The organism is Pseudomonas sp. NPDC087639, from assembly GCF_044743385.1.
Lineage (GTDB): Bacteria > Pseudomonadota > Gammaproteobacteria > Pseudomonadales > Pseudomonadaceae > Aquipseudomonas.
The window spans coordinates 33,976-46,462 of sequence record NZ_JBIUWI010000024.1; the positions used below are offsets into that span (position 1 = coordinate 33,976).

Sequence of the window (12,487 nt, forward strand, 5' to 3'; positions counted from 1 at the left end):
TTCTTCTTCTCTTCTTCGTCCACGCCGTATTTGACGATATCGACCTGTTTGGCGGTGAAGTACACCATCGCACGGTTGCCTTCGGCGAATGCCTTCATGGTCAACAGCATGCGGCGTACGTCAGGGTGCACGATAATCGGGTCAGCGGCTTTGTCCGGCGCTTTCGGGCCAGTCAGGGAGCGCATTTGCAGACGATCGCGAGCGTATTTCAGGCCGCCCTGGAAGCCGATTTCGGCGTGGGCCAGACCTTGCAGCGCGGTGCCCAGACGTGCGGTGTTCATAAAGGTGAACATGCAGTTCAGACCTTTGTTCGCCGGGCCGATCAGGTAACCGGTGGCGCCGTCGAAGTTCATCACGCAAGTAGCGTTGCCGTGGATGCCCATCTTGTGTTCCAGCGAACCGCAGGTCACAGCATTGCGCGCACCAACGGTGCCATCGGCATTCGGCATGAACTTTGGAACGATGAACAGGGAAATGCCTTTGGTGCCAGCCGGTGCGTCCGGCAGGCGGGCCAGTACGATGTGGACGATGTTGTCGGCCATGTCGTGTTCACCGGCCGAGATGAAGATCTTGGTGCCGGAAACTTTGTAGGAACCGTCGGCCTGAGGTTCGGCCTTGGTGCGCAGCATGCCCAGGTCGGTGCCGCAGTGCGGTTCGGTCAGGCACATGGTGCCGGTCCACTCGCCGGAAACCAGTTTGGTCAGATAGGCTTCTTGCTGCTCAGGGGTGCCGTGCTCGGAAATGGTGTTCATCGCGCCGTGCGACAGGCCTGGGTACATGCCCCACGACCAGTTGGCTTCGCCAACCATTTCGCTGACCGCCAGACCCAGCGACTCAGGCAGACCTTGACCGCCGTGCTCGACGTCATGGGCAAGGCTTGGCCAGCCGCCTTCAACGAATTGCTTGTAAGCCTCTTTGAAGCCAGTCGGGGTTTTCACGCCGGACTCGCTCCAGGTGCACCCTTCGATGTCGCCCACGCGGTTCAGCGGCGCCAGTACCTGCTCACAAAACTTGGCGCCTTCTTCGAGAATGGCGTCAACCATGTCCGGAGTTGCGTCTGCGCAAGCCGGGAGGCTCTGATAGTGCGCTTCGTAGCCGAGCAGTTCGTCACGAACGAAGCGAATATCACGCAAGGGGGCCTTGTAGTCAGGCATAGCGATAAACCTCTGCTGATGTAACCGGGAATGAACGACCGTGTTGATTTGTTGTGACGGTCAAACAGTTGTTTGAAACATACGTTTACGCCGAAATCTTGTCAAGCGTCGATCTTTTGCCGTTCGTCATCGCATTTTTCAAACGCCGGACACAACAAACCGCCATGGGCTCGAACGAGCCACGGGGCGATAAATAAAGATTAGTTGAGAGAGAAGGACTTAGAACGAAAAACGCCGCGACAAGGCGCGGCGTTTAACATGCACGGAGCTTAAAAAATCAGGCGAACGTGTCGATAATCGTGCCAAGCATTTCATCGGATGCTTTGGCGACTTTCACACCCAGCTCTGCCTGAATCTTGCCCTGAGACATCTCGACCATGTTACTGGCCAAATCTGACTGCTGGCTGCGATCCACGCCACGCAGACGATCAACCTGTACTTCGGAAGACTGGCTGGTAACTGAACGTTCGATGGTGTTATTGGCGATCTGGCTGGCTGCCTGATCGACGCGATTCTGCCCGGTCTGAATGGAGCTCAAACCCGCATAAAAAGCTGTGTTACCGGAGATTTCCATAACAGTTCTCATCCTTGGGAAGGATCAATTGCCGCCATTGAACCAGAGGCGCCAGAAAAACACCCGTCAAAAACACTAATGGCACAGTGCCTGTTCATAGTTAAAAGCTTAGTCGAGCAGATCCAGTTGCAAATGTTCAGCCACGGCCTCAGCGCTCATCGCTTTCAATTTCGGCACCCGCCCCAGGCACGGCGCCGGAATCCGCTCGGCCAGTGTTGCCAGGTTTTCCTCCAGTCGCGATGTCTTCGGATCGATGATATTCGCCACCCACCCCGCCAGTTGCAGGCCATCCCGGGCAATCGCCTCGGCCGTCAGCAGCGCATGACTGATACAACCCAACCGCACGCCGACCACCAGAATCACCGGCAGCTTCAGCGCAATGGCCAGATCCGAAAGATTATCCTGATCCGCCAGCGGCACCCGCCAGCCGCCCGCCCCTTCGATCAAAGTGAAATCGGCATTCATCGCCAGAATCTCGCGCATCGGCGCCAACAACGATTGCACCGTCAGCGCGACACCCGCCTCGCGCGCCGCCAGATGCGGCGCAATCGCCGGTTCGAACGCCACCGGATTGACCTGTTGATAACTCAGTGGCAATGAGCACTCGGCCAACAGCGCCAACGCATCAGCGTTGCGCAATCCTTTAGGCGTGACTTCGCAACCGGAGGCGACCGGTTTGCCCGCCGCTGTACTCAAGCCTGCCGAGCGCGCCGCGTGCAGTAATCCAGCAGCGACGGTGGTTTTGCCGACGTCGGTGTCCGTTCCGGTGATGAAATAGGCTGCGCTCATACGGGTTTCTCCAACACGGCATAAACCACTTGATAAGTCGCCGGCAGTCCCTGTGCCTGACGGAATTGCTCGTAAGCCTCGACCAGTCCCAGAATCCGCGCCCGCCCGGTCAATCCGCCCGGGCGCCCGGGGTTCAGATTGTGCGCACCCAATGCCTTCAATTCATGGGTCAGACTGCGCACATCGGGGTAATGCAGCACATGCGCCTGCTTCTCCAGACTCACTGTGCGCAAACCACTGGCCGCACACAACTGTTCATAACGGGCGAACTCGCGGAAGCGGTTGACGTGTACCAGACCATCGACCTGACGCCAGCTGTCACGCAATTCGTACAACGTTCCAACACAAAGACTAGCAAACGCGAAAACACCGCCCGGTTTCAGCACGCGAAAAGCTTCGCTGAGCACCGCATCGAAATTCGCACACCACTGCACCGCCAAGCTGGAGAAGATCAAATCACAGGTCGAATCCTGCAACGGCAGACGTTCCGCATCACCGGCGATGAAATGCTCAGCGCCGCCCAACGGACGGGCGTGGTCAAGCATGCCCTCGGCGATATCCAGCGCCAGCCCTTGTCCATCGGCAAAACGCTCGGCCAATGTGCGAGTGAAATAACCGGTGCCGCAACCCATGTCCAGCCAACGCGCCGGTACAAAATCCATCGGCAAGCGCTGCAGCAACTGTGTACCGACATCACGTTGCAACTCGGCGACACTGTCGTAGCTGGCCGCCGCGCGGGAGAAAGAGGCCGCGACCTGGCGCTTGTCAGGCAAGCCACCGGGCAGCGCAACAAGGGACAAATCAGTCATCACCGCACTCATGTAAAAAAGCCTGGATTGCACCCGCCACTCCATGGGGGTCTTCCAGAAGAAACGCATGGCTGGCCTGTTCGATCAGACCAATTTCGATATCCGGCAACAGGGCGAACAATTCGCCCGCCGCCTCTGCCGGCACCAATCCGTCCTGCCCGGCGAACAGATGCAACTGCGGGCCGCGAAACGCCTGCAAGGCTTCGCGCGTGTCCAGTTGCGCGAGCAGCTCCAGCCCGGCCATCAGTGTTGCCGGCGCAGCACTGGGAGCAGCGCCAAGTAACAGCCGAGACAAGCCACGCGGGTCTTGCGCGCCTTGGGCACACAGCAAAGAAAATCGTTTGAGGGTCATCCGGGGATCAGCTGTACATCCGGCAAGAAACGCATCGAATGTCTCGCCGGGCATCGCGCTCGGCCACTGCTCATGGGCGACGAAAGAAGGATTACTCGCCAGCGTCAGCAACCCACAGCAACGTTCGCCCCGACGCGCCGCCAATTCGGAGGCGAGCATGCCACCCAGCGACCAACCGCCGAGCCACGCGTCTTGAGGAATTCGCTCGTCGAGCTCATCGAGCCAGTCTCGCAGGTCACTGGAGTCGAGCTCCGGCAACGGCTCTATCTCGACATGCAGGTGTTCGTCGAGGCCTTGCAATGCGGCGGCCAAGGGTTCCATCGGCGAAACACCGAGGCCCCAGCCGGGCAGCAGAATCAGGCGATCACGCATGGCTTGGCTCCGACGACAGTTGGGCAAAGCAATCGGCCAGTCCTTCCAACAATAGCTGTACCTGCGCCTCACTGTGGGCGGCGGTCAGGGTCACCCGCAGTCGCGCACTGCCGGCGGGTACGGTCGGCGGACGGATTGCAGTGACCATCAGCCCACGCTCACGCAGCATTTGCGACAGACGCACCGCGCGACCAGCGTCGCCGATCATGATCGGCTGGATCGGCGTGAAGCTGTCCATCAGCTCCAGACCGATCTGTTCGGCGCCGTGGCGGAACTGCCGGATCAACGTCTGCAAATGCTCGCGTCGCCAATGTTCGCCGCGCAGCAACTCAAGGCTTTTCAGCGTTGCGCAGGCCAGTGCCGGCGGCTGGCTGGTGGTGTAGATGTAGGGCCGAGCGAACTGGATCAGGCTTTCGATCAGCTCTTCGCTGCCGGCGACAAACGCACCGGCCGTGCCGAAGGCTTTGCCGAGGGTGCCGACCAGCACCGGCACATCGTCCTGGCTCAAGCCGAAGTGCTCGACGATGCCACCGCCATTGGCGCCCAGCGGGCCGAAACCGTGCGCATCGTCGACCATCAGCCACGCGCCTTTGGCCTTGGCCTCACGGGCCAGCGCCGGCAAATCGGCAATATCGCCGTCCATGCTGAACACGCCGTCGGTGACCACTAATGTATTGCCGGTGGCTTTCTCCAGGCGCTTGGCCAGACTGTCGGCATCGTTGTGCAGGTAACGATTGAAACGCGCGCCGGACAACAACCCTGCATCGAGCAACGAAGCGTGATTGAGCCGGTCTTCCAGCACCGTGTCGCCCTGCCCGACCAGCGCCGTGACCGCGCCGAGGTTGGCCATGTAACCGGTGGTAAACAGCAGCGCACGCGGGCGACCGGTGAGATCGGCCAGCGCTTCTTCCAAGGCGTGATGCGGGCCGCTGTGGCCGATCACCAGGTGCGACGCACCACCGCCCACGCCCCAGCGTTCGGCACCGGCGCGCCAGGCTTCGATGACTTGCGGGTGATTGGCCAGGCCCAGGTAGTCGTTATTGCAGAACGCCAGCAACGGCTGACCGTCGACCACCACTTCAGGCCCCTGCGGGGATTCGAGCAGCGGCCGCTGCCGATAGAGATTTTCGGCACGGCGGGCAGCAAGGCGTGCGGCGAGATCGAAAGACATGCAGGCCTCACAATTTGAAAAATATCCTCCTGTAGGAGCTGCCGCAGGCTGCGATCTTTTGACTTTGGTTTTTAAAACCAGATCAAAAGATCGCAGCCTGCGGCAGCTCCTACAGGGGTTTGTATCGCATCAAAAAATTCACACCGCGGCGTTGTAGAACTGCTCGCTGCTCTTCTGCTCCACCAACGCCTGCTCGATGGCAGCCTGATGCACTTCATCGGCATGTTCTTCGCGGGCTTCCGGTTGAATGCCCAGGCGCGCGAACAGTTGCATGTCCTTGTCCGCCTGCGGGTTGGCGGTGGTCAACAACTTGTCGCCGTAGAAAATCGAGTTGGCACCCGCGAAGAACGCCAGGGCCTGCATCTGTTCGTTCATCGCTTCGCGGCCGGCGGACAGGCGCACATGGGATTGCGGCATGAGGATGCGCGCCACGGCGAGCATGCGGATGAAGTCGAACGGGTCGATGTCTTCGGCATTTTCCAGCGGCGTACCGGCGACTTTCACCAGCATGTTGATCGGCACCGATTCCGGATGCTCCGGCAGGTTGGCCAACTGGATCAGCAGATTGGCGCGGTCATCGAGCGACTCGCCCATGCCGAGAATGCCGCCGGAGCAAATCTTCATCCCCGATTCACGCACGTAGGCCAGGGTTTGCAGGCGCTCGCTGTAAGTGCGGGTGGTGATGATGCTGCCGTAGAACTCAGGCGAGGTGTCGAGGTTGTGGTTGTAGTAATCAAGACCGGCCTTGGCCAGCGCTTCGGTCTGGTCCTGATCGAGACGTCCGAGGGTCATGCAGGTTTCCAGGCCCATGGCTTTCACGCCTTCAACCATCTTCAGCACGTAAGGCATGTCTTTGGCCGACGGATGTTTCCACGCCGCGCCCATGCAGAAACGGGTCGAGCCGATGGCTTTGGCGCGGGCAGCCTCTTCGAGGACTTTCTGCACCTCCATCAACTTTTCTTTTTCCAGGCCAGTGTTGTAGTGACCGGACTGCGGACAGTATTTGCAGTCTTCCGGGCAGGCGCCGGTCTTGATCGATAGCAGTGTGGAAACCTGAACGCGGTTGGCGTTGAAATGGGCGCGGTGCACCGTCTGTGCCTGAAACAGCAAGTCGTTGAATGGCTGTACGAAGAGTGCTTTGACTTCGGCCAATGACCAATCGTGACGCAGGGTGGCGGTGGTGCTCGCGCTCATGGGTATTTCCTTGGTTATGCTTGGCTGGCGTGTGGGTAAACGGAATACCCACAGGCGCTACACGGATGTTCGGCATATTTAAGGAAGAGTCATGCGCTGTCAACCACGATACGAAGGACAGGTTTACATCTGTTTAAAAAACGTACAGACCTGTTTGCTGTGCGATGAACCGGTAGATGCAGAAACGCCAATCTGCGTCCCCTGTGAAACCGAATTGCCCTGGCTCGGCGACCACTGTCAGACCTGCGCCCTGCCACTTCCCGCAGCGGGCCTGACCTGTGGCGAGTGCCTGCTAGAGCCGCCGGCGTTCGAACAGGTCGCCGTGCCCTGGCTTTATAGCTTCCCGGTGGACAGTTTGATTACGCGTTTTAAACACAACGCAAAATGGCCGTTTGGTCACCTGCTCGCCGACGTTCTCGGACAATACCTGCTATATCGCTTCGATGAAGATTTGCCGCGCCCGGATATGTTGTTGCCGGTGCCACTGGCCAGCAAACGTCTGCGTCAGCGTGGGTTCAATCAAGCGGCGATGTTGGCGCGGTGGTTGAGCCGGCAGTTGGATTTGCCGTGCGAGGAAAACGTACTGCGAAGAATCAAGGACACCAACGCCCAGCAGGAACTCGATGCCAAGGCGCGCAAGCAAAATCTGCGTAGTGCCTTCGCCCTGGCGCCGGATGCAGACGTCAAAGGCCGGCATCTGGCGTTGATTGATGATGTGCTGACCACTGGAGCGACCACCCGCGCTCTCGCTCGATTGCTAAGGGATGCGGGCGCTGCAAGAGTCGACGTGTATTGCCTGGCCCGCACTCCAAAACCGGGTGATGCCACCTGACTTGAGAACACTGCAACTCCCTGTGGGAGTGAGCCTGCTCGCGATAGCGTCATCACTGCCAACATCCATGGTGGCTGATCCACCGCTATCGCGAGCAGGCTCACTCCTACAGGGATCTTTGTCCGGCTTGACTCGCGCGTCGCAAGCGGCCAACTTCAACTCCCACAGCCACAGCAAAAAAAGCATCCATTCATGTCCCTGCCCACCCTGTTGTCCCAGCACATCGTCCGCCGTCCGCAGCGTATTGCCCTGTTGCAACATATCGCCGAACAGGGCTCGATCACCCGTGCTGCGAAAAGCGCAGGCCTGAGTTACAAAGCGGCGTGGGACGCTATCGATGAGCTGAACAACCTCGCGCAGAAACCGCTGGTCGAACGTGCGGTCGGCGGCAAGGGCGGCGGCGGCGCCAGACTCTCCAGCGAAGGCGAGCGGGTGTTGCGCCTCTATCAAAAGCTGCAAGCCTTGCAGGCCCAAGTGCTGGAAGCGGCTGAAGATGCCAGCGACCTTGATCTGCTCGGTCGCTTGATGCTGCGCACAAGCGCGCGCAACCAGTTGCACGGCAAAGTCGTGGCGATCGAAAGCCAGGGACGCAATGACCTGATCCGCCTGCAACTGGCCGAGGGCCTGTGCCTTGACGCGCAAATCACCCACGACAGCACCCTTCATCTTGAGCTGCAAAACGGCACCGAAGTGGTGGCGCTGATCAAGGCCGGCTGGCTCGAATTGCTCGCCAGCGATCAACCGGCAACGTCCGGACACAATCTTCTCAAGGGCACCATCGAAGCGATTCTCGACGCTGAAGACGGCCCCAGCGAAGTGCGTATCTCCCTGCCCAACGGCCACACTCTCTGCGCGCTGGCCGAGCCGATCGATTTGCGCACTCGCGGGCTGACCGTCGAACAACCGGTGCAGGTGCAGTTTTCGCCGTCCAACGTGCTGATCGGCACACCGCTTTAATCTGCCCCTGCAACGAAAGCGTCATCGACGCTCATTAAGGTAGCTGCCAAAACCTAGCAGGGAGCCTGATGTGAGCCTATTAGAAGAAAACCAATCCACTGATCTGGAAAAAATGGTCGGCCTCAGCCGTCGCGGTTTCATCAGCGCCGGCGCGCTGTGCGGCGCGGCGATGTTTCTCGGTGGCAACCTGCTGACCCGCAGCGCACTGGCTGCGGGTGTCAGCGCCGGCAACAGCCGTTTGCTCGGCTTCGAGAGCATTCCGGCGGCGACCACCGACGTCATCAGCCTGCCCAAGGGCTACAAATCCTCGGTGTTGATCAGTTGGGGCCAGCCGTTGCAAAAGAACGGCCCGGCTTTCGACCCGAGCGGCAATGGCACCGCTGCCGCACAGGAAGTGCAGTTCGGCGACAACAACGACGGTATGAGCCTGTTCGAATTCCCCGACGACAGAAACCGCGCGTTGATGGCCATCAACAACGAATACACCAACTACCGCTACCTCTACCCGCATGGCGGCATGCCGCAATCGGCCGAAGACGTGCGCAAGGCGCTGGCCTGCGAAGGCGTGTCGGTGATTGAAGTGCAGCGCAGAAACGGTCAGTGGCAGTTCGTCCAGGGCTCGCGCTACAACCGTCGCATCCACGGCAATTCGCCGCTGCGCATCGGTGGCCCGGCCGCTGGCCATGACTTGATGAAAACCAGCGCCGACAAGCACGGCAAAAAAGTCCTCGGTACGTTCCAGAACTGCGCCAACGGTAAAACCCCGTGGGGCACGTATCTGACCTGCGAAGAGAACTTCACCGACTGCTTCGGCAGCAGCAACGCCCAGCAGCAATTCGACCCGGCGCAGAAACGCTACGGCGTCTCGGCCGCCAGCCGCGAGATCAACTGGCATCCGTTTGATCCGCGCTTCGACATGGCCAAAAACCCTAACGAACTCAACCGTCACGGCTGGGTGGTCGAGATCGACCCGTTCGATCCGCAGTCGACCCCGGTCAAACGCACTGCGCTGGGCCGTTTCAAGCATGAAAACGCTGCTCTGGCCGAAACCGACGACGGCCGCGCCGTGGTGTACATGGGCGACGATGAGCGTGGCGAGTTCATCTACAAGTTCGTCAGCCGCGACCGCATCAACCACCGCAACGCCAAAGCCAACCGCGACATCCTCGATCACGGCACGCTGTACGTGGCGAAGTTCGATAACGGCGACAGCAATCCCGACCACCCGAAAGGCCAGGGCCAGTGGATCGAACTGACCCACGGCAAGAACGGCATCGACGCCAGCAGCGGTTTCGCCGATCAGGCCGAAGTGCTGATCCACGCGCGCCTCGCTGCCAGTGTCGTTGGCGCCACGCGCATGGACCGCCCGGAATGGATCGTGGTCAGTCCGAAAGACGGCCAGGTTTATTGCACCCTGACCAACAACGCCAAACGCGGCGAGGATGGCCAACCGGTGGGCGGGCCGAACCCGCGCGAGAAGAACGTCTATGGGCAGATTCTGCGCTGGCGCACCGACCGCGACGATCATGCGTCGAAGACGTTCTCATGGGATTTGTTCGTGGTCGCCGGCAACCCGGGCGTGCATGCCGGCACGCCGAAGGCTGGTTCGTCGAATATCACCCCGCAAAACATGTTCAACAGCCCCGATGGTCTGGGCTTCGACAAGGCTGGGCGGTTGTGGATTCTGACTGACGGCGATTCGAGCAATGCCGGGGATTTCGCCGGGATGGGTAACAACCAGATGCTCTGCGCCGATCCAAAGACCGGGGAGATTCGCCGGTTCTTGGTCGGGCCGATTGGTTGTGAAGTGACCGGGATCAGCTTCTCGCCGGATCAGAAGACGTTGTTTGTCGGGATCCAGCATCCGGGAGAGAACGGCGGGTCGACCTTCCCTGAGCATTTGCCGAATGGCAAGCCGCGGTCTTCGGTGATGGCGATTAGCCGAGAAGATGGCGGAATCGTCGGCGCCTGATAGACCGCTTTCGCGAGCAGGCTCGCTCCCACAGGGGATCGCATTCCAAATGTGGGAGCTGGCTTGCCAGCGATGGCGTCAGCAAAGACACCAACCAACTTCCCCGCTGCCATCTGCGCTACCATGCTGGGCCGGACGCGGCAGCCTGCTGCGCGCAGGAGTCAGCATGGCCCACCCGTTTGAAACCCTTACACCAGACCTTGTACTCGATGCCGTCGAAAGCATCGGGTTCCTGAGCGATGCGCGCATTCTGGCGCTCAACAGCTACGAAAACCGCGTCTATCAGGTCGGCATCGAAGACTCCGAACCGCTGATCGCCAAGTTCTATCGTCCGCAGCGCTGGACCAACGAAGCCATCCTCGAAGAACACAAGTTCACCTTTGAACTGGCCGACGTCGAGATCCCGGTGGTCGCGCCGCTGATCCACAACGGCGAAACCCTGCACGAGCACGCTGGCTTCCGCTTTACCCTGTTTCCCCGCCGTGGCGGTCGGGCGCCAGAGCCGGGCAATCTTGATCAGTTGTATCGCCTCGGCCAGTTGCTCGGGCGCATTCATGCGGTCGGCGCGACCAAGCCCTTCGAACACCGCGAAGCGCTGGGCGTGAAAAACTTCGGCCATGCCTCGCTGACCACTTTGCTCGAAGGCAACTTCATCCCCAAAAGCCTGCTGCCGGCCTACGAGTCCGTCGCCCGTGACTTGCTCAAGCGCGTGGAAGATGTGTACGCCGCCACGCCACACCAGAACATCCGTATGCACGGCGACTGCCACCCCGGCAACATGATGTGCCGCGACGAGATGTTCCACATCGTCGACCTCGACGACTGCCGCATGGGCCCGGCGGTGCAGGACATCTGGATGATGCTCGCCGGTGACCGGCAGGAATGCATGGGGCAATTGTCGGAACTGATGGACGGCTACAACGAATTCCACGATTTCGATCCGCGCGAACTGGCGCTGATCGAGCCGCTACGCGCGTTGCGTCTGATGCACTACAGCGCCTGGCTGGCGCGGCGCTGGGATGACCCGGCGTTCCCGCACAGCTTTCCGTGGTTCGGGACTGAGCGCTACTGGGGCGATCAGGTGCTGGCGTTGCGTGAGCAGCTTTCGGCACTGAATGAAGAGCCACTGAAACTTTTCTGATTAAAGATCAAAAGATCGCAGCCTTCGGCAGCTCCTACCCTGGAATACATTTCCCCTGTAGGAGCTGCCGAAGGCTGCGATCTTTTTCCTTTCTGACACGACACATCTATACAACCTCCTTACAATCCCTGCTTTGTTAGCTGCCTAAGCAAGGATTCTGCATGCAAGCCGCCAACCCGCGTCGCGGGTACATTCTGGGTCTGAGTGCCTACATCATCTGGGGCCTGTTCCCGATTTACTTCAAAGCCATCGCCGAAGTGCCGGCGGTCGAGATCATCATCCATCGGGTGCTGTGGTCGGCGCTGTTTGGCGCGCTGCTGTTGATGGTTTGGAAGCACCCTGGCTGGTTGCGCGAATTGCTCGACAACCCCAAGCGTCTGGCGATTCTGGCGTTGAGCGGCACGCTGATCGCCGCCAACTGGCTGACGTATGTGTGGTCGGTGAACAACGGGCGCATGCTTGAAGCGAGCCTCGGTTACTACATCAACCCGCTGGTGAACGTGTTGCTGGGGATGATGATTCTTGGCGAGCGTCTGCGGCGTATGCAGTGGCTCGCGGTAGGGCTGGCGGCGGTCGGTGTGGCGCAGCAGGTGTGGCAGGTCGGCAGTCTGCCGTGGGTGTCGCTGGTGCTGGCGTTGACCTTCGGTTTCTATGGCTTGATCCGCAAGCAGGCGCCGGTCAAGGCGTTGCCGGGGCTGGTGGTGGAAACCTGGATGCTGGTGCCTATCGCCATCGCCTGGTTGCTGTTCAATCAGACCGCGACCAGCGCTCAACCGGAATTCTGGACAACGTCGCAAGCCTGGTGGCTGGTCGCGGCCGGCCCTGTGACTTTGGTACCGCTGGTGTGCTTCAACGCCGCCACCCGGCACCTGCCCTATACCACCATCGGCTTCCTGCAATACATCGCACCGACACTGGTGTTGTTGCAAGCGGTGCTGCTGTTCGGCGAGCACTTGTCGTCGAGCACGCTGATCGCGTTCATGTTTATCTGGGCCGGTCTGGCCGTGTACAGCGTCGATGCGTGGATAAGTTTACGCCGCCGCACCTGATCAAAAAACGTACAAACCCTCACAGGCCACGGTTCTCGTGGCCTGCATCGTTCCTTCCCAAGGTTATCCACAGCGTGATCCCCGCCGTTTGTGCGCAAGTCACTGAATGTTGGCGGTTTTT

General features: G+C 60.1%; 11 protein-coding genes and 1 pseudogene. 5 read left to right on the plus strand and 7 right to left on the minus strand.

Translation table 11 applies throughout. The features are described 5' to 3' along the window. The 7 genes and pseudogenes from ACIOVB_RS12760 to bioB form a co-directional block, all read right to left on the minus strand. Nucleotides 1–1,154: pseudogene (locus ACIOVB_RS12760) on the minus strand (phenylacyl-CoA dehydrogenase); the annotation flags it as partial. A gap of 277 nt (nucleotides 1,155–1,431) precedes the next feature. After that, the gene (locus ACIOVB_RS12765; RefSeq protein WP_187680790.1) at nucleotides 1,432–1,728 is read right to left on the minus strand and encodes a pyrroloquinoline quinone biosynthesis protein PqqE; all 297 of its coding nucleotides are present in this window, start codon (nucleotides 1,726–1,728) and stop codon (nucleotides 1,432–1,434) included. A 108-nt stretch (nucleotides 1,729–1,836) separates the two neighbouring features. Then, entirely contained in the window at nucleotides 1,837–2,517 is a 681-nt protein-coding gene (gene bioD / locus ACIOVB_RS12770; protein WP_187680789.1) for a dethiobiotin synthase, read from the minus strand. Continuing rightward, nucleotides 2,514–3,326: a malonyl-ACP O-methyltransferase BioC gene (bioC, locus tag ACIOVB_RS12775; RefSeq protein WP_401268151.1), complete on the minus strand. Its 813-nt coding sequence runs from the start codon at nucleotides 3,324–3,326 to the stop codon at nucleotides 2,514–2,516. The genes bioD and bioC overlap by 4 nt, the downstream gene beginning before the upstream one ends. Then, nucleotides 3,319–4,050, minus strand: a complete 732-nt coding sequence (locus tag ACIOVB_RS12780; protein ID WP_401268154.1) for an alpha/beta fold hydrolase — start codon at nucleotides 4,048–4,050, stop codon at nucleotides 3,319–3,321. Before ACIOVB_RS12780 ends, bioC begins: the two co-directional genes overlap by 8 nt. Next, entirely contained in the window at nucleotides 4,043–5,221 is a 1,179-nt protein-coding gene (gene bioF / locus ACIOVB_RS12785; RefSeq protein WP_401268156.1) for an 8-amino-7-oxononanoate synthase, read from the minus strand. Before bioF ends, ACIOVB_RS12780 begins: the two co-directional genes overlap by 8 nt. Nucleotides 5,222–5,359: 138 nt before the next feature. Continuing rightward, nucleotides 5,360–6,415, minus strand: coding sequence for a biotin synthase BioB (gene bioB / locus ACIOVB_RS12790; protein WP_064388191.1), 1,056 nt, complete (start codon nucleotides 6,413–6,415; stop codon nucleotides 5,360–5,362). Between the two features lie 91 nt (nucleotides 6,416–6,506). Between bioB and ACIOVB_RS12795 the strand changes: the two genes are divergently transcribed. The 5 genes from ACIOVB_RS12795 (at nucleotide 6,507) to rarD (ending at nucleotide 12,366) form a co-directional block, all read left to right on the plus strand. Beyond that, nucleotides 6,507–7,247, plus strand: coding sequence for a ComF family protein (locus tag ACIOVB_RS12795; protein WP_401268158.1), 741 nt, complete (start codon nucleotides 6,507–6,509; stop codon nucleotides 7,245–7,247). A 192-nt stretch (nucleotides 7,248–7,439) separates the two neighbouring features. Continuing rightward, a complete protein-coding gene (locus ACIOVB_RS12800; RefSeq protein WP_187680784.1) occupies nucleotides 7,440–8,204 on the plus strand; it encodes a TOBE domain-containing protein in 765 nt (254 codons plus the stop codon). Between the two features lie 70 nt (nucleotides 8,205–8,274). Next, nucleotides 8,275–10,176, plus strand: a complete 1,902-nt coding sequence (locus ACIOVB_RS12805) for a PhoX family protein (protein WP_401268161.1) — start codon at nucleotides 8,275–8,277, stop codon at nucleotides 10,174–10,176. Nucleotides 10,177–10,342: 166 nt separating this feature from the next. Next, a complete protein-coding gene (locus ACIOVB_RS12810; protein ID WP_187680782.1) occupies nucleotides 10,343–11,317 on the plus strand; it encodes a serine/threonine protein kinase in 975 nt (324 codons plus the stop codon). Nucleotides 11,318–11,478: 161 nt separating this feature from the next. Continuing rightward, nucleotides 11,479–12,366 carry an EamA family transporter RarD gene (gene rarD, locus ACIOVB_RS12815; RefSeq protein ID WP_187680781.1) on the plus strand — a complete coding sequence of 296 codons (888 nt, stop codon included), beginning with the start codon at nucleotides 11,479–11,481 and terminating at the stop codon, nucleotides 12,364–12,366. Nucleotides 12,367–12,487: the final 121 nt, after the last annotated feature.